20 protein-coding genes and 1 pseudogene are annotated in these 22,004 nt (G+C 41.8%); 8 read left to right on the plus strand and 13 right to left on the minus strand.

Annotated elements, in window-relative coordinates:
• The first annotated feature begins 130 nt into the window (after positions 1–130).
• The gene (gdhA, locus tag IYQ23_RS07440) at positions 131–1,477 is read left to right on the plus strand and encodes an NADP-specific glutamate dehydrogenase (protein WP_195674536.1); all 1,347 of its coding nucleotides are present in this window, start codon (positions 131–133) and stop codon (positions 1,475–1,477) included.
• 86 nt (positions 1,478–1,563) lie between these two features.
• Here gdhA and IYQ23_RS07445 read toward each other — a convergent pair whose 3' ends face one another.
• Both IYQ23_RS07445 and IYQ23_RS07450 read right to left on the minus strand, forming a co-directional pair.
• On the minus strand, positions 1,564–2,151 hold the full coding sequence (locus tag IYQ23_RS07445) for a DUF4352 domain-containing protein (protein ID WP_195674537.1): 588 nt from the start codon (positions 2,149–2,151) through the stop codon (positions 1,564–1,566).
• Positions 2,152–2,168: 17 nt separating this feature from the next.
• Entirely contained in the window at positions 2,169–3,026 is an 858-nt protein-coding gene (locus IYQ23_RS07450; protein ID WP_195674538.1) for a mechanosensitive ion channel family protein, read from the minus strand.
• 156 nt (positions 3,027–3,182) lie between these two features.
• On the opposite strand from IYQ23_RS07450, the gene sstT reads away from it, so the two are divergent.
• Positions 3,183–4,397: a serine/threonine transporter SstT gene (gene sstT, locus IYQ23_RS07455; RefSeq protein ID WP_026248199.1), complete on the plus strand. Its 1,215-nt coding sequence runs from the start codon at positions 3,183–3,185 to the stop codon at positions 4,395–4,397.
• Positions 4,398–5,127: 730 nt separating this feature from the next.
• On the opposite strand, the gene trxA is transcribed toward sstT, so the two are convergent.
• The 5 genes from trxA to IYQ23_RS07480 all read right to left on the minus strand — a co-directional run bounded on the left by trxA (position 5,128) and on the right by IYQ23_RS07480 (position 10,372).
• Complete coding sequence (gene trxA, locus IYQ23_RS07460; protein ID WP_003026409.1) at positions 5,128–5,442, minus strand: thioredoxin; 315 nt, start codon at positions 5,440–5,442, stop codon at positions 5,128–5,130.
• 207 nt (positions 5,443–5,649) lie between these two features.
• Positions 5,650–7,068, minus strand: coding sequence for a C69 family dipeptidase (locus IYQ23_RS07465; protein ID WP_003026411.1), 1,419 nt, complete (start codon positions 7,066–7,068; stop codon positions 5,650–5,652).
• Between the two features lie 62 nt (positions 7,069–7,130).
• Positions 7,131–9,461 (minus strand): endonuclease MutS2, encoded by a 2,331-nt coding sequence (locus tag IYQ23_RS07470; RefSeq protein ID WP_195674539.1) that lies wholly within the window; start codon positions 9,459–9,461, stop codon positions 7,131–7,133.
• Positions 9,462–9,521: 60 nt separating this feature from the next.
• On the minus strand, positions 9,522–10,070 hold the full coding sequence (locus IYQ23_RS07475; RefSeq protein WP_195674540.1) for a CvpA family protein: 549 nt from the start codon (positions 10,068–10,070) through the stop codon (positions 9,522–9,524).
• On the minus strand, positions 10,067–10,372 hold the full coding sequence (locus IYQ23_RS07480; RefSeq protein ID WP_003026418.1) for a hypothetical protein: 306 nt from the start codon (positions 10,370–10,372) through the stop codon (positions 10,067–10,069). The genes IYQ23_RS07475 and IYQ23_RS07480 overlap by 4 nt, the downstream gene beginning before the upstream one ends.
• Before the next feature lie 85 nt (positions 10,373–10,457).
• Here IYQ23_RS07480 and rnhC point away from each other — a divergent pair, with 85 nt between their 5' ends.
• The 4 genes and pseudogenes from rnhC to IYQ23_RS07500 form a co-directional block, all read left to right on the plus strand.
• The gene (gene rnhC / locus IYQ23_RS07485; protein WP_195674541.1) at positions 10,458–11,348 is read left to right on the plus strand and encodes a ribonuclease HIII; all 891 of its coding nucleotides are present in this window, start codon (positions 10,458–10,460) and stop codon (positions 11,346–11,348) included.
• Positions 11,349–11,351: 3 nt separating this feature from the next.
• Entirely contained in the window at positions 11,352–11,966 is a 615-nt protein-coding gene (lepB, locus tag IYQ23_RS07490; RefSeq protein ID WP_126407904.1) for a signal peptidase I, read from the plus strand.
• A 381-nt stretch (positions 11,967–12,347) separates the two neighbouring features.
• Positions 12,348–14,702, plus strand: coding sequence for an ATP-dependent RecD-like DNA helicase (locus tag IYQ23_RS07495; RefSeq protein ID WP_195674571.1), 2,355 nt, complete (start codon positions 12,348–12,350; stop codon positions 14,700–14,702).
• A 51-nt stretch (positions 14,703–14,753) separates the two neighbouring features.
• Positions 14,754–15,170: pseudogene (locus IYQ23_RS07500) on the plus strand (transposase); the annotation flags it as partial.
• A gap of 322 nt (positions 15,171–15,492) precedes the next feature.
• On the opposite strand, the gene IYQ23_RS07505 reads toward IYQ23_RS07500, so the two are convergent.
• On the minus strand, positions 15,493–16,182 hold the full coding sequence (locus IYQ23_RS07505) for a gamma-glutamyl-gamma-aminobutyrate hydrolase family protein (RefSeq protein WP_195674542.1): 690 nt from the start codon (positions 16,180–16,182) through the stop codon (positions 15,493–15,495).
• Positions 16,183–16,433: 251 nt separating this feature from the next.
• Between IYQ23_RS07505 and IYQ23_RS07510 the strand changes: the two genes are divergently transcribed.
• Positions 16,434–17,450 (plus strand): NAD(P)H-dependent glycerol-3-phosphate dehydrogenase, encoded by a 1,017-nt coding sequence (locus IYQ23_RS07510; protein WP_106384686.1) that lies wholly within the window; start codon positions 16,434–16,436, stop codon positions 17,448–17,450.
• A 27-nt stretch (positions 17,451–17,477) separates the two neighbouring features.
• Complete coding sequence (galU, locus tag IYQ23_RS07515) at positions 17,478–18,377, plus strand: UTP--glucose-1-phosphate uridylyltransferase GalU (RefSeq protein WP_003028634.1); 900 nt, start codon at positions 17,478–17,480, stop codon at positions 18,375–18,377.
• Between the two features lie 424 nt (positions 18,378–18,801).
• Here galU and IYQ23_RS07520 read toward each other — a convergent pair whose 3' ends face one another.
• From IYQ23_RS07520 to tsaB, 5 genes are read right to left on the minus strand one after another with little or no spacing between them, the layout of a single operon-like run.
• On the minus strand, positions 18,802–19,125 hold the full coding sequence (locus IYQ23_RS07520) for an AzlD domain-containing protein (RefSeq protein WP_195674543.1): 324 nt from the start codon (positions 19,123–19,125) through the stop codon (positions 18,802–18,804).
• On the minus strand, positions 19,115–19,810 hold the full coding sequence (locus IYQ23_RS07525) for an AzlC family ABC transporter permease (protein WP_195674544.1): 696 nt from the start codon (positions 19,808–19,810) through the stop codon (positions 19,115–19,117). Before IYQ23_RS07525 ends, IYQ23_RS07520 begins: the two co-directional genes overlap by 11 nt.
• Positions 19,811–19,812: 2 nt before the next feature.
• Complete coding sequence (gene tsaD, locus IYQ23_RS07530) at positions 19,813–20,826, minus strand: tRNA (adenosine(37)-N6)-threonylcarbamoyltransferase complex transferase subunit TsaD (RefSeq protein WP_195674545.1); 1,014 nt, start codon at positions 20,824–20,826, stop codon at positions 19,813–19,815.
• The gene (gene rimI / locus IYQ23_RS07535; protein ID WP_003026437.1) at positions 20,819–21,259 is read right to left on the minus strand and encodes a ribosomal protein S18-alanine N-acetyltransferase; all 441 of its coding nucleotides are present in this window, start codon (positions 21,257–21,259) and stop codon (positions 20,819–20,821) included. The genes tsaD and rimI overlap by 8 nt, the downstream gene beginning before the upstream one ends.
• Positions 21,256–21,939 (minus strand): tRNA (adenosine(37)-N6)-threonylcarbamoyltransferase complex dimerization subunit type 1 TsaB, encoded by a 684-nt coding sequence (tsaB, locus tag IYQ23_RS07540; protein WP_195674546.1) that lies wholly within the window; start codon positions 21,937–21,939, stop codon positions 21,256–21,258. Before tsaB ends, rimI begins: the two co-directional genes overlap by 4 nt.
• Between the last annotated feature and the right edge of the window lie 65 nt (positions 21,940–22,004).

A 22,004-nucleotide genomic window follows, 5' to 3' on the forward strand; every position in this document is an offset into this window, starting at 1 on the left:
TAACATACACTGAACTCGGACGAAAGTCTAGCAAAAAAGATAGGCTCCCTAGTGTTCATCGAACACGGCGTCAGCCTCCTATTTTTGTACGACTTTTAACCGTCCTCGTATCTTATTTAAGGAGAAGTCTATGACAACTGCTAAAGAATATATCCAAAACACTTTTGAATTGGTGAAAGCTCGCAATGCTCATGAAGCAGAATTTCTGCAAGCGGTGGAAGAATTTTTAAACACGCTTGAGCCCGTTTTTGAAAAACATCCTGAATACATTGAAGAAAACATTTTGGCACGCATTACCGAGCCAGAACGTGTGATTAGTTTCCGTGTTCCTTGGGTTGATCACGACGGTAAAGTTCAAGTCAATCGCGGTTACCGCGTACAATTTAATTCCGCAGTTGGACCATATAAGGGCGGTCTTCGTTTCCACCCAACGGTTAATCAAGGGATTTTGAAATTTCTCGGATTTGAACAAATCTTTAAAAATGTTTTGACTGGACTGCCAATCGGTGGTGGTAAAGGTGGTTCTGACTTTGATCCAAAAGGCAAGACAGATGCTGAAGTGATGCGTTTCTGCCAAAGCTTCATGACAGAATTGCAAAAATACATTGGCCCTTCTCTTGACGTTCCTGCTGGTGATATTGGGGTCGGTGGACGCGAGATTGGCTATCTTTACGGACAATACAAACGCCTACGCCAATTTGATGCTGGTGTCTTGACTGGTAAACCACTTGGATTTGGAGGTTCTCTAATCCGCCCAGAAGCAACTGGTTACGGTCTTGTTTACTATACGCAAGAAATGCTCAAAGCAAACGGTGAAAGTTTTGACGGAAAGACTGTTGTCGTATCTGGTGCCGGAAATGTAGCTCAGTATGCTGTGCAAAAAGCAACCGCCCTCGGTGCTAAAGTCATTTCTGTGTCTGATTCAAATGGCTATATCATTGACAAGGACGGAGTTGACTTTGATCTTCTGGTAGATGTGAAAGTAAAACGCCGTGCTCGCCTGACAGAATACGCTGCTGAAAGAGCAAGTGCTACTTATCACGAAGGCTCTGTCTGGACTTACGACGGTGCATTCGACATTGCCCTGCCATGTGCCACTCAAAATGAAATCGACGGTGAAGCAGCGAAACGCTTGGTAGCGCAAGGCGTATTCTGTGTATCAGAAGGTGCTAACATGCCAAGTAATCTTGACGCTATTGCCGTTTACAAAGAAAATGGTCTCCTTTATGGCCCTGCTAAGGCTGCCAACGCCGGTGGAGTGGCTGTATCTGCTCTGGAAATGAGTCAAAATAGTCTCCGCCTCTCATGGACGCGTGAAGAAGTAGACACTCGTCTGAAAGACATCATGACCAACATCTTCAACACTGCTAAGACAACCGCTGAAAACTACAATCTTGGCAAAGACTATCTAGCCGGAGCAAACATTGCTGCTTTTGAAAATATTGCCAATGCTATGATTGCTCAAGGGATTGTTTAAACGAATACATGACAAAAGGCTGTTGGACAGGTTTGTCCACAGCCTTTTACTGTTCTTCTGCTGAAATAAGCAATCAATCGCTATTTCTAAAACTTCACGCTTTTGGTTTCTCCCCACCTGACATTGTCATAAGCGAGAGTATAGGGCTGCTGCGAGCCGTCCTCACCGTCATACATCAGCCTCCATTCCACCTTTTCGCCCGCCGCAAGTTCCTCTTTTATGTTGGCAGTGTCAAAAGTAGCGTCATCCAAAACATAGGATTCTCCCATTTCGTCTTGTAAATCAAAATCATAGACATTGAGAGGGAGAGATTCGCTAGAGGTATTTTCGATAATGACCTTGGCGGTAATCGTTGCTCCTGTTGCTTGCCCTTTCATCCGCTCTTTGGAATCCACATGAATGTATTGAACAGTGATTTTCATTCCATTTTCAAAACGCACGCTGTCTCCCAGACGGTGATGTTTATAACTATCTTGATAAACTGCAGTTCGAGCACCATGCCCTAGAAAGGCAAAGTTAAAAATACTTAAACCAGCCACCACGAGGGTCATGAATACAAGCATGACACAGCTAACGATGGTCGTCCAAAACAAAGGCTGCTTATACAACGGTTGTTTCAAGCGATAGATGTGACCGGCAGGGGTTTTTATTTCATGCGGTACTTGTTCTTCCATAATAATCTCCTTTCTGCTTACACTGGTGCATAAATCGTTGGCAAATCAATCCCTTCCTTTAATAAAGCGTCATGATACAGCCTGTAAAATTGATGGTAAACGGTGCTTTGGCTACCACTTTGGACGGTGATACTAATACGAAAATAAAATTGACCATTTTCGCTAACTTGCGGACCTAAAATCGTCGGTTCCTGCAAAATTTCTACTTGATCGCCCGCATATTCTTGATTGACCTGCTGGATAATCCGAGTGACCTTCTCCAAATCCGTCTGAGCGTATAATGGAATATCAATGAGCGCTCGCATATTGCCGCGTGAGAGATTGCTGACGACGGTAATGTTGCGATTAGGAACGTAATGCAAAGTGCCATCTGCATCGCGCACTTGTGTCGTCCGAATTCCGACACTCACAACTGTTCCTGCAATTTTAATCGAGCCATTAGTCAGACGAACGCTGTCTCCGACATCCAACTGCCGCTCCAACAAAATAAAGAAACCATTGACTAAATCAGACAAGAAGCCTTGCGCTCCCATCCCGATTGCCACCCCAGCAATCCCAGCTCCTGCTAGTAAACTAGACACCGGCAAACCTAAAATCGCTAATATCCAATAAATCAAGAGAAAGTAAAGGGTGTAATTCAGCAAATTTTCAATCAAACGAGTGAGGGTCTTTTGCCGCCCTTCGTCTTGACTGGAAAGTTTCAAAGAGGGTGAGATAATCTTTCTTACGAGTACATGTACCAGCTTTTTAGCGAGGTAAAAGAGAGCTAGCAATAGCACGAGTGAGACGAGCTTGCTAAAGACCTCATCTAACAAATTAGACCAGTTGAATTTTTCAAAGTAGCGAGAGAATACATTCTTGTTCGCAAATAACATAGGTCACCTCCTGCTTATTTCTATTATACCATATCTAAGCCTAATTGAATCAGGGGAATGCGAACCCCCCCAGTGTATTCTATCTAAAACAGATTGATTTTTCAGAATATTTATACTATAATGGGAGACATTATGATCATGAAGGGATTATATGATATGAAAAGAATAGTTTTGGCTTGGAAAAAATCTAGTTTGATTAAGCGTATTGCTATCGGGATTGCATTAGGGGCTGTCCTCGGCTTGACCTGTCCTAAGCTGTCAGCAATTGGCTTATTGGGAGATATATTTGTTGGTGGCTTAAAGGGCATTGCTCCACTGTTGGTTTTTGCTTTGGTGACCAATGCTCTATCACAACATCGAAAAGGGCAAGAAACCAACATGAAAACTATCATTATCTTGTATCTTTTGGGAACATTCTCAGCAGCTTTAGTCGCAGTGCTAGCTAACTACCTTTTTCCTTTACACATCACACTCACAGCGTCAAAGACCAAGATTACACCACCAGATGGGATTGGGCAAGTCCTCAGTAATTTATTGCTCAAAGTAGTGGACAATCCAGTCAATGCTCTCATCACCGCAAACTATATTGGAATATTATCTTGGGCTGTGGTATTTGGACTTGCCATGCGTGAAGCCAGCAAAAGCAGTAAAGAGCTTTTGCAAACTATGGCAAGTGTAACCTCTAAGGTCGTTGAATGGATTATCAATCTGGCTCCTTTTGGAATTCTTGGTTTGGTCTTTAAGACGATTTCTGACAAAGGGTTGGCGGTGTTGGCTAACTATGGCAGCTTATTAGCAGTTTTAATCGCTATCATGCTTTTTGTAGCTCTGGTCGTCAACCCTTTCATTGCCTTTGTTCTGATGAGAAAAAATCCCTACCCACTTGTTTTGCGGTGTTTAAAAGTCAGTGGTGTGACAGCTTTCTTCACACGTAGTTCAGCTGCTAATATTCCTGTCAACATGAAACTTTGTGAAGAACTAGGACTCAACAAAGATACTTATTCCGTTTCTATCCCTCTTGGTGCCACTATTAACATGGCTGGAGCAGCTATTACCATCAATGTGCTCACCCTTGCTGCAGTCAATACATTAGGCATTTCGATTGACTTTGCGACAGCATTAATCCTCAGTATTGTCGCCGCTATCTCTGCTTGTGGCGCTTCCGGGGTGGCAGGTGGCTCTCTTTTGCTCATTCCTGTTGCTTGTAGTCTCTTCGGTATTTCAAATGATGTTGCCATGCAAGTCGTTGGGGTAGGATTCATCATTGGAGTTATCCAAGATTCCTGTGAAACGGCGCTCAATTCCTCAACGGATGCGCTCTTTACTGCAGTTGCAGAAAAAAGTGTTTGGGGAAAAAGGAAAAAAGCGTAATACAATGAGGTTGGAAAAGTCCCAACCTCATTTTTTAATTAACCCAATTCTGCTTTAGGCTCTTTGCCCTTGCGACGGGCAAGGATATCCGCATAGTGCTTGCGGCTGTTATTGAGCACGGAAAGGAAGATTACTAAGTTTAAGTCCAATGAGCTTTTCTTGCTTCATAAATTCCTTCTTTCCTTTTTTACTTGTCACTTAAAGTGACCGTTTCAATGACTTCTCCTTTTTCCGTCAGCGCGGCGGATGACCTCAACTACTTTTCGTTTGCTTCGTCCGCCCGGCGGAAAATCTCCCTTACTTTTGGTTTACTCCGTCCGCCCGGCTGACAGCATGAACCAAAAGAAGTTTATCTCGTCCGCCGGGCGGACGGAGTGAACGACAATCAGTTTGCCTTGTCAGCTGCGAGGACGAAATGAAATTGTCTCGTTTGTAATTATTTCCTACTTAACTTCTAACTTTATTTTTTGAAGATAACTTTGAAAAGAAGATAGATACAAATGAATAAGAGTACAACAATGACGAATACAGCTACTATTCCAAATATTCCCAGGATTTAATCGTCCTTTCTGATTGAAACAATCTTTCTTCATTTTCATTATAGCACCTATTAGTGTATTGATCTATTAGCAAAAAGGTAGTGACTGATGAAAACGAATTTTCGTCAAAAGTACTCTTCTAATCTTGAAAAGAGAAAAGGCTTGAAACTTTCGTTCAAGCCTTTTCTTTTTTAGCTCAATTCGGCTACAATAGCTTTTAATTGTTCTTTGGTGTGAACACCGACAACTTGCTTCACCACTTGCCCGTCTTTTTTGAAGATGAGGGTCGGGATTGACATGATTCCAAATTCACTTGGTGTATTTGGATTGGCGTCCACGTCCATTTTGAAGATTTTCAATTCGTCTTCATGCACTTCTTCGGCTAATTTTTCCAAAATCGGTGCCTGCATGCGGCAAGGACCACACCATGCTGCCCAAAAGTCAATGAGGACAAGTCCGTCTTTTGTTTCTTCTGCAAAATTTGCATCTGTAACTGCTGCTACCATATTATTCTCCTCTGACGATGACCAATGTCATCGCTCTATTTCATTTCTTGACATCATTCTACACTAAAAGGGAGCATTTGCAAAATATTTGCTACGGAGCGAGGACTCCTCCGCAAATTAGTATTCAATAATTTTCCAAAAACGAACTTCTATTCGTTAGCAATTACTTGAGACGAAGCATTTGTAGGGGCAGAATGTGCTACGGAGTTAGTCGCTCAAAGAAAAATGATTGGTCATCAGATTGCTGGCGTCTAGCAGGATTTTATTCAGAAGTTGGTCCGTTGCTTCTTGAATTTTATCGCTTAGGGCTTGATTTTCTGCTTCGAAGTCAACTATTTCTCCCTTTTCTAAGGCACAATCCACGCGCCCTAACATTTCATGTCCCAAAGCCATGGTCGTTTCTTGGTAATCATCCAAATCTCCCAGATGACTAGAAAAATGCGCGTCAGCCAAAGCTGCAATTAAGCGATTGGTCCAGTAGAAGGAATCCGTCGAAACCTTGTCCGTCGTGTTGGCAAAGTAGGCTGGTGTTGTAGAGACTTGGGTAAAGAAAGGCACGGCTGTATTGTAAGGCATAGAGCCATAGGACAACCATTGGATGCCCGTCGTTTCCTGTGGTTTATTGGGTCTCAACTGCAAGATAGATGTTTGACTTGTGCGGTTAATCCCAATCGTGCGGAAGGTCCGCTGACTGTGATGACTGCCTTCTAAGCCATAAGGGTCATAAGGAGAGTCTTGGTAGTGGCTGCTAAGGACATACTTGACATCTTCAATCGTGATTTTACGGTAGGGTTTTTGACACCAAGGAAGGAAAAAGGAGCGCGGGTCTTGCTCAATTTCTGGATTGAGAAAACGCTGAATATCCCAAGCACGCGGTGTATTGTAATGGCGGTCTTTGTCACGCTGGCTACCAAAAGCATAGCGCGGATTGAAAGATTCCCCGTCATAGTTGAGATTCAAATTATTGCGACGAATAAAGTCTTTCAAATCAGGATCACAGAGGAAATATTCGGGATTGTCAAACTCAAAATAATCCATTCCCAGCTGATTCGGATTGGTTACATAGGCGTCATCGGGCACCCGGCGAGCTAGCCAATGATGTCCACCGATTGTCTCCAACCACCAGATTTCATTCACGTCAGAAAAGGCAATCCCGTTTGACTCATAGGTGCCATATTCTTCAAGAATCTTCCCTAAACGCAACACACCCTCACGCGCCGTTTTGATATAAGGCAACACCAAGGTCAGCATGTCTTCTTCTCCGATACCAGTCACCACCAAAGGATCTGCTCCCAGCACTCGGCTATTCGTGGTAATCGTCTCTGTCTCGCTCATGGCTACATTGTAAACATTGATACCAGCTTCACCCCAAATCCCGTCTTTTGCAAGAGCGTCCGGTACACTGGTGTAGCGAACTGGATTGTCCGGCAAATCTATCTCAAAGCTTGATAGTACAGACTTGTAATGCCGCGGCTGATCTTCTGGGTTAACAACAATAAATTTCTTGGGCGTAAATACACCATTTTGTGAATCTTCTGTACGTGCAATCATAGTTGAACCGTCATAACTCGCTTTTTTACCAACCAGAATCGTTGTACAAGAATCTTGTATTCCTTTTTGTCTCATAAATATTTCCTCTTTTCAATCTTTCTTCTTTATCATGAACAGTTTTGTTCACCAACTCTGCATTACTTAAACACCACAATAGTTGCTCCGCTACCCCCAGCATTTTGCGGTGCATAGCCAAAACTCTTGACATGCTTATTGCGACGGAGATATTTGGTAACGCCTTCGCGAATGACGCCCGTCCCGATCCCGTGGATAATGTCCACCTGCGCCATATTGTTGAGCAGGGCTTGGTCGATAAAGGCGTCCAGCTCTTGCATGGCTTCTTCGTAGCGCTTGCCTCGTAAGTCCAGTCTGGCTCTTGGTCCGCTTGTTGTCGTTCGTTTCACCACATTGACCTGCTTTTTCTTAGGCTGTTCTTTTTCAGCTTTGAGCAGGTTAAACTCTGCTTCCTCCAAGGTCATTTTGATGAGCCCAACTTGTGCTTCCCAGCGGCCGTCCTTGAGCTGATTGACAAGCGTCCCTCTCTGACCGTAGCTAATCACCAGAATATCGTCTCCAACTTTTGGTTTACGTGCTTTTTTGGCTTGTTTCAACACTTTATTCTGTGACAAATCCACCGTTTCAGGAGCTAATTTTTTCAGTTGACTTTTGGCTTCAATAATTTCGTGCGGTTTAAGACTAGCCTTAGTATGTAGATTTTTGAGAATCGTATCACTCTCGGTCAGCGCCACATCAATGATTTCCTGCGCTTCCAGCCTTGCCTTATTTAGCTCAGTTTCTTTTTCCCGATTGAACTCATTATAGAGCTTTTTAAGGGCGCGGTTAAATTTGAGATTTTCTTGCTCCACCTCACGGATATTGTCTAAGCGCTTGCGGCTTTCCAAGGTCTGCTCTTCCAAGCGCTCAATGATCCGATTGACATCGCTGTCCGTATCGGTCAATTCTTGAGCATCCTTGACCACTCTATCAGATAGACCTAAACGCCTTGCAATCTCAAAGGCATTGGAGCGACCCGGCACTCCCTGCATAAAACGATAAGTCGGTCTTAGGCTATCTGTATCAAACTCCATGCTGGCATTTTGCACTCCCTCAGTCTCAATCCCATAGGCTTTGAGCTCTGGGTAGTGGGTCGTCGCCATTGTCTTAACCTGTCGTAGCCGCAAGTCCTCAAGGATAGCCATTGCAAGAGCTGCTCCTTCCTGCGGATCGGTTCCAGCTCCCAGCTCGTCCAAAAGCACCAAAGAATTTTCGTCTGACTGCTCTAAAATGGTAACAATATTGGTCATGTGGCTAGAGAAAGTCGATAAGCTCTGCTCAATAGACTGTTCGTCTCCAATGTCCGCAAAGATTTGGTCAAAAATCCCCACTCGACTCCCTTCATCTGCCAAAATAGGCAGGCCAGACTGTGCCATAAGCTGAGCCAAGCCTAGGGTTTTGAGCATAATGGTCTTTCCGCCTGTATTCGGACCCGTAATGACAATCTCAGTCAAATCTGCCGCAAAGTACAGGTCATTAGCTACTGCATTTTCTATCAGAGGATGAGCAACATGGAGCAGTCGAATATCCTGACGGTCAGACAGCTTCGGTACTACCGCTCCTCTCTCCTGCATAAAACGCACCTTAGCTCGAACAAAGTCCAGATGTCCGATAATCCAAGCATTATTGGCAATTTCAGCAGCATGCGGGCGAATGCGTTCTGATAATTCTTGCAAAATCCGTAAAATTTCATAGCGCTCGTCTGCCCGTGCATTGGTGATTTCTTCATTGAGATTAACCACCGCCCGCGGCTCGATATACACCGTGTTTCCACTAGCAGAAATATCATGCACCACGCCTGAGATACGATGGCGGAATGTATTTTTGACCGGCAAAACATTGCGACCGTTTCGACTGGCTACTACTTGATCTACTAACATATCGCCCTTGTTCTTGAGAATATCTTGCAAAATATCTCTCACTTGAACTTCATTTTCTTGAATTTTTCGGCGAATGCGAGCCAAAGTATCACTAGCAAAACTTTCAACAAATCCGCCCTCATTGATAGCCTGCAACGCTCCTTGCAAGCTCGGAAAAGAAACCAAATTTTCAAAAAGCCGATTCAATCTTTGCAACTCAACATTTTCCAAATCCTCATAAAAATCAGTCAATTCTTGCGTGACAGCCAGAACCCGCTTCAGAGCGAGAAATTCTTCAATGTTTAAGTCGCCTTCCAGCTCCAAGCGCTTGGTCAAGCCCGTAATGTCTTGGGTCGCAGCCAGACTGAAGTGAGGACGCTGTACAAAAATCTGCTGCATGTCCGTCATTTCTAAGAATGCTGTCTCCAGCCTTTCTTGTTTATTGGATGGAAATAGCTGCTGCAATTCCAAGCGCCCTTGTTCTGTCAGAAGATAGGGTTCAAAGAGCGCCTTGATTTTCCCAAATTCTAATGTTTCTAAAATTTTTCTATTCATATTCTTATCTTTCCTGATGAAAAAGAAACTCAGCTAGCACCACCAACTGAGTCTTTGTATTTATCCGATGATTTTGGTCACCCAGAGTTGTTTCAACATTCCTGAAGTAATTGGTGTGTGACTGATGATAAATTGAGCTAAACCACTAGCATTGAGATGATTTTGAACAAGTGGTAAGGGAATCGTCGCCAAAACGGTTAGGAACATTTGAATCCCAAACAAGGTAACACAAAGAGCTAAAACACCACTAGCAACATTGTACCAACGCTCGTTAGCTTTCTTGTTTGGCACTAAGTGAATAAAAATCCCAATAAAACGGGCTATGCTATAAACAATCGTGTAAATGACTAGATAAGCCAGACCGGCATAAAAAACCTTGTCCAACTGGAACAATTGGCTGCTGGGAAAGAAATAGGTAAATGTTCCTTCCTGTGCACTAGCGTAGGGAACTAAAAGATTGATTTGTTCACCTAGAGATTGGTACAGTTGCCCTGCAATAATTGCTGAAATAACCGCCGAAACAGTATAATAAGCCTGCAAAACAATCCCACGCGAATAGCCAATGTAAAAACTCCAAGCCAAAATCAGCAAAATTACCAATGAAATCATAGGGTCCCCTCTTGCTCACTAACCTTTTGCTTGTTGGCTTCTAACACTTTTTTACGAAGTTCTTCCAGCTCTTGCTCCTTGTCATCGAACTCAATCTCACGTGACAATTGCGTCGCTAAACTATTGACTGCCAGCAAAATAGCTAATGTTTCATCATCTGCCGCAGGCATCTTCTCTTTAATTGCGTGATATTTTTCTGTTGCAACCTTTTCAACTTCTTCCATGAATAAATTATCGTGTTCTGTTGTTAAGGTTACACTCTTCTTTCCGAAAGTAAATTTGTATCGATTTAAGTTTGCCATAAAATCACCTCAAAATATTATACCAAAAGGAAGCGATTTTGTCAGTTTTTAAAGAAATTTATAACTTTTATGGTACAATAGCAATATGGAAAGTATTACCTTACAACCCAGTGAGAAACAAATTCAAGATTTTGTTGCCCACTACCAGGCACAGCTTGTTTCTAGTAAAAATCCTTATATTCGTTACCTTTTTAAGCTTGATAAGGCAACTGCCTCCATCTACACTTCAGGAAAAGTCCTCTTTCAAGGGGAAAATGCCGAGCAGGCAGCACAATTTTTTGGATATCAAGCGTCCAAAGAAAAAACGACATCTCATTGGCAGAATTGTCCTCTTATTGGGACAGATGAGGTGGGAAATGGCTCTTATTTTGGCGGGCTCGCTGTTGTGGCGTCTTTTGTGACACCAGAACAGCATGATTTTTTACGAAAGCTGAGAGTTGGAGATTCTAAAACTTTGACAGACCAAAAAATCAGGCAAATCGTTCCTCTGTTGAAAGAAAAAATTCAACACCAAGCTCTGCTATTGTCTCCGAAAAAATACAACCAAGTCATCGCTGCTGGCTATAATGCAGTCTCTGTCAAGGTTGCCCTTCACAATCAAGCCATTTATCTGCTCTTGCAAACGGGAGTGCAGCCAGAAAAAATTGTTATTGATGCTTTCACAAGTGACAAAAATTATCAGAAATATCTCCAGCAGGAAAGCAATCGCTTTTCAAATCCTATTACACTAGAGGAAAAAGCGGAAGGGAAATACTTAGCCGTAGCAGTCAGCTCCATGATTGCCCGTGACCTCTTTTTAGAAAATCTTGAAAATTTAAGTCAAGAGCTCGGCTATGAATTGCCCAGTGGAGCAGGAGCAAAGTCCGATAAAATCGCAAGTCAGCTTCTTCAAGCCTACGGCATAAAAGGCTTAGAAGCGAGTGCAAAACTGCATTTTCAAAATACTGAAAAAGCGAAGAAACTTCTAGAAAGGTAAGTTATGCAAACAAAATCAACTACTTTTTCAAAATTTATGAAAGAATGGGGATTTTTTATCCTCTTTATGGCCGTTCTTTTCTTATCACGCGCCTTTCTTTGGGTTCCTGTCAAGGTTGACGGGCATTCAATGGATCCAACCTTAGCTAATGGAGAATATCTATTCGTTGTCAAACACCTGCCTGTCAATCGCTTTGATATTGTCGTTGCAAGTGAAAAAGATGAAGATGGAAAAACTAAGCAAATTGTCAAGCGGGTGATTGGTCTTCCTGGAGACACTATCCGCTACGAAAACGACCAACTATATGTAAATGGCAAAAAGACCAACGAACCTTATCTTAAAAATTACCTCGCGAAGTTTAAAGATGATAAATTGCAGGCAACCTATTCCTATAACAGTTTCTTTCAGTCTTTAGCAGATAAAGCTCAAGCCTTTACGCAGGATGCAAATGGGAACACTAGCTTTACCATTGAAGTTCCAAAAGACGAATACCTGCTTTTAGGAGATGACCGTCTTGTCTCAAAAGACAGCCGTCAGGTGGGAACATTTAAAGCCAATCAATTGCAGGGCGAAGCAAAATTCCGTTTCTGGCCTTTGAATAGAATCGGCACTTTCTAATCTCAAACAAGTCTATTTTGATTCGTTGGAGCTGGGTAAAAAGTGTTCCAGCCTATCAGATTTAGGAATACACGAATAACGCAGCTTCAACAATTTAGTGAATTGTTGAAGGCGGGAAATCAGCCTTGCATGGCAAGCCACCGTGATTGCTCAAAGCACTGCTTTGAGGTGGCAGATAAAACTTGCGAAGCAAGTATCAAAGCTGTTCGCTTTTCAAGCTCGGAAGAGCATCTTTGACGAAAACTTCGTTTTCTTCATCTGCAACCTTAAACAGCTTGATAACTGTTTAAGCACCCTTGCGGGGGTGGGACTACGAACTAAAAATTTTCAATTTTTAGTTCTGCCCCACTCCCATTCTTTTAACATTGATACAGGAAGATGATGGAATTTTACTTTTCAGGCACCATTGAACGCATTATTTTTGAAAATCCCAGCAGTTTCTTTCGGATTCTGCTGTTAGATATTGACGACACCGATGCAGATTTTGATGATTTTGAGATTATTGTCACGGGCACCATGGCGGATATTATGGAGGGCGAAGACTACACTTTTTGGGGAAATCTCGTGCAACACCCTAAATATGGTGAACAACTCAAAATAACACGCTATGAGCGTGCAAAGCCAACCAGCAAAGGCTTAGTCAAATATTTTTCAAGCGACCATTTTAAAGGGATTGGTGTAAAAACAGCGCAAAAAATCGTGGATCTCTATGGCGACAACGCGATTGATAAAGTCTTAGCAGAGCCAGAAAAATTAAAGGATATTGCAGGTCTTTCTGCTAAAAACCGTGAAGCCTTTCTCACAAAACTAAGACAAAATTACGGCACCGAGAGAATCCTTGCCAAGCTATCTGAATACGGTATCCCGAACAAGCTTGCCTTTCAGATTCAAGATTTTTACAAGGAAGAAACTCTCGAAATTGTCGAACAATTTCCTTACCAATTAGTAGAAGACGTCCAAGGGGTTGGGTTTAAAATTGCCGACCAACTGGCACAAAGCTTAGGAATTGAAAGTACTGCTCCAGAGCGTTTTCGTGCTGGGCTGCTTCACACACTCCTAACCCAGTCTATGGAAAAGGGCGACACTTATCTTGAAGCAAAAGAACTTCTGGAACATACGATTGAACTCCTCGAAAGTTCTCGTCAGATTGAGTTAGACTCAAGTTCTGTTGCGGATGAGCTGGCACATTTGATTGAAGAAGATAAAGTTCAAAATGTTGATACAAAGATTTTTGAAAACAGTCTCTTTTTTGCCGAAGAAGGGATTCGCAGCAGTCTCCTACGCATTTTAGAAAAAGGGAAGCAAAACAAATTTGAACCGAAAAAAATCGAAGCTGCTATTACCCAAATCGAAATTGAGTTTGCCATTTCCTATGATGTGATTCAAAAACAAGCGATTTGTGACGCTATCAATCACAAAATTTTTATCCTAACGGGTGGTCCCGGAACGGGAAAAACGACCGTCATCAATGGAATCATTGCTGTTTACGCTCTGCTGAATGGGTTGGATTTGCGTAAATCTCACGATTTGCCTATCCTTCTAGCAGCTCCGACTGGGCGTGCTGCCAGACGCATGAATGAATTAACAGGGCTTCCAAGCGCTACGATTCATCGGCATTTAGGCATGACAGGAGACGATGACACTAGCCATTTAGACGATTATTTGGACGCAGACTTTATTATTGTCGACGAATTTTCAATGGTAGATACTTGGTTAGCCAATCAACTCCTCAGCAACATTTCATCAAACACCAAACTCCTAATTGTCGGAGATGCTGATCAGCTGCCTTCTGTCAGCCCCGGACAAGTGCTGGCAGATTTACTGAAAATCCCTCTTCTTCCACAGACCAAATTAGAAAAAATTTATCGACAAAGCAAAGATTCCACTATCGTTACCTTAGCCAGTCAGATTCAAAAAGGCATCCTGCCAACTGATTTTATAGAAAAAAAGGCTGACCGTTCTTATTTTGAAGCGCGTAGTGAACATATTCCGCAGATGATTGAACGTATTGTAGAAGCTGCTATCCGCAGTGGCATTCCAGCTCAAGATGTGCAGGTACTTGCGCCTATGTACCGCGGACAGGCTGGGATTGACCACATCAATCAACTCATGCAAAATCTAATCAACCCTGCCGAAAAAGAACAACTCGTCTTTGAAGCAACGGATTGCCAATACCGACAAGGCGACAAGGTGATTCATCTGGTCAATGATGCGGAAAGCAATGTGTTCAACGGTGACTTGGGTTATATCACCGATTTGCTGCCAGCAAAATATACGGACTCTAAACAGGACGAATTGACTATCAACTTTGACGGCAATGAGATTGTTTATCAACGCAGTGAATGGTATAAAATTCGTCTGGCATACGCTATGAGTATCCACAAATCTCAGGGTAGTGAATTTCCTGTAGTCATTTTACCGATTACATCCAGCAGCCACCGTATGCTGCAACGCAATCTTATCTATACTGCTATCACCCGTGCCAAGAGCAAATTGATTCTTCTTGGGGAAAAGTCTGCCTTTGACTTTGCTGTCAAAAACACTGGCACAGCTCGCAATACCTATCTAATCCAACGCTTTTCAGACCTCCTAACTGATGAAAAAGTTATACACACTTCTGTGAATAATTTGGAAACAACTGTGGAAAAATATATCTTGACTGAGGAAAATTTCTTGAAAATCAACCCTATGATTGGAATAACGGATGAGGATATTCAAAGTGTTTTTGGAGAATGATAGAAAAAAGTGGCTCTTTGTCAACTGTAGTGGGGTAATGAAAAGCTAAGATTGAGAGAGGATGAGATTCTCCTCTCTATCCCTGGTATCGCTGAAACAACAGCCACCTCTATCATAGGCGAACTAGGAGATATTCGCCGTTTTCAGTTTGCCAATCAAATCAACGCCTTTATTGGAATTGATCTCAGACACTACAAATCTGGAAACTTTCTGGCTCAAGAACACATCACCAAACGGGGCAATCCTCATGCCAGAAAGATTCTCTTCAAGACCATTCACAACATTGTTTCGGCCAATCATACCAATCCTTGCCACATTGCGGACTTTTACGAGAAACGAAAAAGACAATCGCAGACGACTTCAACTAAGCCTCATACGATTGCCTCAATGCATCGCCTCATACAGACAATGTATTACCTCATTACGCATAACAAACTTTACGATTACACTTTAACCCAAAATCATTAAAGCCGTCTATGCTCTATCATTGTAACACCTTACAAAAAATTTCGCTAGGTATGGTGTTGATTTTGTGTACTCTTTTTCCAATCAAAAGAGCCGAAAAGGGCTAGGATAAACTATTAAAATCAAATCAATCATCAATTCTTTGACTGAAAAACATTGAATTGCTTGACAAATGGTAGAAAAAAGACCACCTCTTTGGTGATCCTTATAGGGAGATTATTATGAAAAAGTTTTAGGATTTCATCAAATAAAGTTAGGAGGTCTTCATTTGATAATATTATTATAAAATGATTTTCTTAAATGAAGCTTAAGCCGTATTTCAAATTTACAATTTCTGCAAAAGATACTGAAAAAGTTCTAGATTCCCTTTTTCTTCATTGACTAAAAACTCTGGGTGCCATTGAAGCCCAATGATCCGACTATCATCTATCGACTCAATCGCTTCAATGGTTTTATCCCTAGGATCAAAAGCTGTTGCGCGAAAATTCGGTGCCAAATCTTTAATACTTTGTCGGTGGACAGAGTTAATCTGACTAGCACGACCGAACAATTCTTCAACAATGCTGCCTTTCTCAGTTTGAATAGAATGAGAAGTTCCAAAAGGTAAGCCCTGCCAATGGTTGTCAATATGCTGATTGAGCGTTCCATCAAAAGCAACATTGACCAACTGCAAGCCTCGGCAAATTGCCATAATTGGTTTTTCTTGTCGAATAGTTTCTGCTAACAGAGCCAGCTCAAACTCGTCTCGCACCATATTGTAATCATCACTCTCAATCGTCTGCTTTTCTCCGTAAAAAGTGGGGTGCACATGTTGTCCGCCGGACAAAATCAATTTATCAATACTTTCAACATAATCCCTCACCAAACTTTTGTCACCAACAGGGATAATCATAGGTAATCCGCCAGCAATTCTGATACTCTCAGCAAATTTACTAGAAACGGACGAGTGAATATTTTTACCTTCCTTATCGACAGGACAAAGATTAGCGGTCACTCCAACAATCGGTCTGCTCATACGATTCCCTCCTCATTGATATACACAATCTTACCACTTCCTCTACCTGCCGTCCAATTGATTTTTTTAAAGGTCGTGATAAATAGTTTTTATACTAGCCACAACTCCTGCCTCATTACACTCTTTTTATGCACTTTAATCAGCCTTTATTCTTATAAAATAATAACTTATAAAAACAAGCTACTACTAAACAAGAAATTTATCGCTTTCTATGGTAAAATGAAATTAGAAAACTCTATAAGGAGAAGAACATGGAAAAACAAACAGTTGCTGTTTTAGGCCCTGGTTCATGGGGTACTGCCTTGGCACAAGTATTAAATGACAACGGACATGAAGTTCGTATTTGGGGCAATATTGCCGAACAAATTACTGAAATCAACGAGCACCACACTAACAAACGGTATTTTAAAGATATTGTTCTTGATGAAAAGATCACAGCGTATTACGACTTAAAAGAAACCCTTGATGGCGTGGATGCTATCCTTTTCGTCGTTCCAACCAAGGTCACACGTCTTGTAGCCAAACAAGTAGCCGAGGTGCTGGATCATCCAGTTAAAGTGATGCATGCTTCAAAAGGTCTGGAGCCCGACACTCACAAACGACTTTCCATGATTTTAGAGGAAGAATTGCCTGAACAATTCCGTAGCGAAATCGTCGTTGTCTCTGGTCCCAGCCACGCTGAGGAGACTATCGTTCGCGACATTACTCTCATCACAGCAGCTTCAAAAGACTTAGAAACAGCTAAATACGTCCAAAACCTTTTCAGCAATCACTACTTCCGTCTCTACACCAATACAGATGTCATCGGTGTGGAAACAGCGGGTGCACTCAAAAACATCATTGCGGTCGGAGCAGGGGCTCTTCATGGTCTCGGTTACGGTGACAATGCCAAAGCTGCTATTATCACACGCGGCTTAGCAGAAATTACTCGTCTTGGCGTCAAACTCGGTGCTAGTCCCTTAACATATAGTGGCTTATCCGGAGTAGGAGATTTAATTGTCACAGGAACCTCCGTTCACTCACGTAATTGGCGCGCTGGTGATGCTCTTGGTCGTGGCGAAAAGTTAGAAGATATTGAAGCTAACATGGGCATGGTTATCGAAGGCATTTCCACCACCAAAGCTGCTTACGAACTCGCACAAGAACTGGGTGTCTATATGCCAATTACTCAAGCGATCTATCACGTGATTTATGAAAGCCTTAACATAAAAGACGCCATTTATGATATAATGAATAATGAATTTAAAGCTGAAAACGAATGGTCGTAATTAGCTACTACAAAAAAGGAGGGTCATATGACTCAAGTAAGAAAAGCTGTTATCCCTGCTGCTGGACTCGGAACTCGTTTCTTGCCAGCAACCAAAGCGCTCGCCAAAGAAATGCTGCCTATTGTTGACAAACCAACTATTCAATTTATTGTTGAAGAAGCGTTAAAATCCGGTATCAAAGACATTCTGGTTGTAACAGGTAAATCCAAACGCTCCATTGAAGACCACTTTGATTCAAATTTTGAATTGGAGTACAACCTCAAAGAAAAAGGTAAATCTGATCTTTTAAAACTCGTAGATGAAACGACTGGTATCGGTCTTCATTTCATTCGTCAAAGCCATCCACGTGGGCTTGGAGACGCTGTTTTACAAGCCAAAGCTTTCGTTGGGAATGAACCTTTCGTTGTCATGCTAGGTGATGACCTAATGGACATTACAAATGACAAAGCAGTACCACTTACCAAGCAATTGATGAACGATTACGAGGAAACACATGCTTCAACTATTGCTGTCATGAAAGTGCCACACGACGAAGTTTCTTCTTACGGCGTTATTGATCCACAAGGTGAAGGAGTAAATGGACTCTACAGCGTTGAAACTTTTGTTGAAAAGCCAAAACCAGAAGACGCACCAAGTGATCTCGCCATTATCGGACGCTACCTACTAACACCTGAAATCTTCTCCATCTTAGAAACACAAAAGCCAGGTGCCGGAAATGAAATCCAGCTGACAGATGCTATTGATACTCTCAACAAAACACAAAGAGTATTCGCTCGTGAGTTCACAGGTGACCGTTATGATGTCGGCGACAAATTTGGCTTTATGAAAACATCTATTGACTATGCCCTCAAACATCCTCAAGTCAAAGACGATATGAAGCAATACATTATTGAGTTAGGCAAGAAATTAGACAAAAAAGAAAACTAACAGATAGCTGTGATGGGTGGCACCTATTCCTAATCAATTGTTCCAAGGAACTCTAATTGATTAAAATCAAAAGTGCTTTTCCAATCACTACATTTGTTGGAAAAATAATAGCTTGTAAAAGGCAGGGAAAATCTCATCCCTGCCTTACTTTTTGATATCCAAAATTCTTAACGAAGTAGATAATTGCTCAAAGCACAGACTTGAGGTTATAGATAGAGTTTGCGAAGTAAGTCTCAATACTGCTAAAAGCCCCTTTGGAAATGAAAATAGTAACCGCAAATCTACTTTATAACAAGCTCTCATCCTGCTCAATCTAAATAAAAAGCTCATTAAAATCCTGAATAGTCTGTTTTAGATCTTAAACGGTTATTTTAGCTAAAACTCCGCTTTAGTGATTTCCTAAGACAGAGTTATTCCTATAAAGTTAAAAGATAAATCGCAGAATAGCTACCAATATCACACCAAAAATCACGGTCACTACTAAGTTACGATAGCGAAAAGCAATATAAATTGTTGGAAAGACAGCTATTAAATCTAGCCATTTAAAGGTTGGCAACTGCCCTATCTTCCCATTTGTAAGGCTGGATAAAATCAATGCAAAAATAATAGAGACTGGTAAATACTGTAAAAATCGTTCTACAACTTTAGGTAGACCGCGATATTTTACCAAGATAAAAGGAATCACCCGTGCTAGCCACGTCACCAAGGCTGAGAGAAGAATGGCGACAAATATATAATTATTTATCATCTAGTATTACCCCCACAGCACAGCCTAATAAGGTCGACGTTAAAACAGCTAAAGACGAAGAAACAAGTATACTTAAAGCATAGAACGACAAAGCTACCACAACCAAAATCACTACTAGTTTTTGAAGTTTTGTTTTATGGAGCATCACTAAAAATTGGGAAGAAAAAATCCCAATAAACATGCCCACCAGCGCAAAGTCCAGTCCAAACACTTCTGGATTTGGCAAAAGACTTCCTAATGTCGTTCCGACCACAGAGCCAACAATCCAAGCAAGATAGCTCGTAATGTTATTGCCGTACATCCACTGAAGCGAAATATCCTTTGTATGGACACGCTCACTTAATAAAACGCCATAGGTCTCATCTGTCAAGAGTATTCCGATACCGATATTTTGCAAGAGACTGGCATGCCGAAAAAAGGTTGATGTATGAAGGATCAGCAAAAACAACCGCAAATTGATTAAAAAAACTGTCAGAGCAATAGCTGTTACCGGTGCGTGAATCGCAAAAAGTGCTAGCATAGCAAACTGAGCACTTCCTGCATAGACTAAACTGCTCATGAGTGCCATTTCAAGAGGACTGACATAAGAAGCGCCAATAATTCCACAAGCTAGTCCAATACTAATATACCCAAGAGCCGTTGGCATCGCTGCCTTAGCCCCATCCTTAAAACTTTTTCCAATCATATTTATTCTTCCATTGTGTCAAATGCCAGACTTGGCTTAGCATTCAAGCTCAATGTTGCAAGATTCCCTTTATTCCACTCACTGACGCTCGCATAAGCAATCATTCCTGCATTGTCCCCACAGAGACGCAAAGGCGGTATGACTACCTTGATATCTGTCATTTCAGCTGCTAAACGTTCACGTAAACCTTGATTAGCAGCAACACCGCCCGCAACGACTAAGGTCTTAACAGGATATTTCTCCAAAGTTTTTTTTGTTTTTGCCATGAGAATATCTAAAACAGCAGCTTGAAAACTAGCAGCCAAATTTTCTTTCGACAAACTTTCACCCCTTTGCTCCGCATTGTGACATAGGTTGATAAAGGCAGACTTCAACCCAGAGAAAGAAAATTCTAAATTATCCTCTTTAATCATCGCTCTCGGAAAATCATAAATATCTTGTCCTTTATGGGCCAATTCATCTATCTCACGCCCAGCTGGATAAGTCAATCCCATCACACGACCAACTTTATCATAAGCTTCTCCAACTGCATCATCGCGTGTTTCTCCGACAATCTGATAATCACCAGCTTCGCTGACATAAACCAATTCCGTATGCCCCCCGCTGACTAATAACGCTAAAAGAGGGTATTCTAATTTCTCAACACTCTGAGCCGCCATCAGATGACCTGCCATATGATTGACAGGAATAAGCGGTAAATGATGTGCCCACGCAAAAGACTTGGCAGCTGCCAACCCGACTAAGAGGGCGCCTACCAGCCCTGGTCCATAAGTTACTGCTACTGCAGTCACTTCTTTTTCTGTAATACCAGCCTCCGCAAGAGCCTCCTCAATGCAAGCTGTGATAACTTCCACATGGTGACGGCTAGCCACTTCCGGTACCACGCCACCAAAACGTTTATGGCTCTCAATCTGGCTGGCAATAACATTGGATAAGAGTTCAGTGTCATTCTTTAAAACTGCCACGCTAGTCTCATCGCAGGAGGTCTCAAAAGCTAAAATATATCTGTCATTCATTGTTTTCTCTTTTCATTACAATCGCATCTTCCACTGGCTCATGATAGTAATTCTTACGCCGAGCGATTTTTATAAATTTCTCTTTTTGGTAAAATAGCAGAGCTGCTTTGTTGGATTCTCTCACTTCAAGAAAAATCTCTTTGTCAATTGGCAGATGTTCAAACAAAGCGGTCGCAATTTTTTGTCCTTGATAGGCTTTCTTAACCGCAATTTGTAAAACTTCCGCTTCAAAATCCGACCCTTGAAAAGCCAGAAAGCCAATTAAATTTTGAGCTTCCAAAGCCAAAACATAAACCGACAAAGGATTTTGTAAATCTTTCTCAATCTGCTCTATATTCCAAGGACTGACAGCATACACATCTTTTAATACTTGGTAAATCTGCTCTGCCAAATCAGCAACCTGCTTTTTTTCATCTTTTTTAATCTCAATCATAAGCGCTTGATGTAAGAATCGCTCGTTTCTTGATGGTTTTTGAGCCAATTCTCTTCTGCTTCCACTCGCTTGAGGTAATTCGGCACAAAATCATGAACAGAACGATCCGATAGTTGCAGACCGATTTTAGCAAGGAGCACAGCGCTTGGCAGGGTTGCTTTGATAAGAGCTGCTGGCAAAGCGGATTGAATCTGCTCCGCAAAATTTTTCACTTCTCCTACAAAAGTTACCTGAGAAGCAGACTTGGCTTTTTCTAACACTTCTTCAAAAGATAAATGAGCTTCTGGCTGAACTGCTCTGCCATTTTCATAAAAACCAGCATAGACATGATTGCGTCTAGCATCCATGAGAGGAATGACCAAGCCGTCAATGTCCTCTGGCACCAGAATTCGCAAGCTAGAAACTCCTACCAAATCTATTTTAAGCGTATGTGCTAACGTTTTGGCTGTTGCCACAGCAATTCGCAAACCTGTATAACTACCCGGACCTTCTGCAACTACAATGCGACCTAAATCACTTGGTTTCAAATCCAAACTTTCCATTAAAGAATCAATAGCCGGCATCAATGTAACGCTATGATTTTTCTTAATATTTATCGTCATCTCAGCAAGCAAACTCTCATCTTCTAAAATCGCAATTGCTAGGGCTTTGCTGGATGTGTCAAAAGCTAAAACTTTCATTCTTATCTTTCCTTTGTGATAATCTACTTTCTATTATACTACAAAAAATACGGATTTCCTCAATA

This window comes from Streptococcus sp. HF-100 (assembly GCF_015594635.1).
Taxonomy (GTDB): domain Bacteria; phylum Bacillota; class Bacilli; order Lactobacillales; family Streptococcaceae; genus Streptococcus; species Streptococcus vaginalis.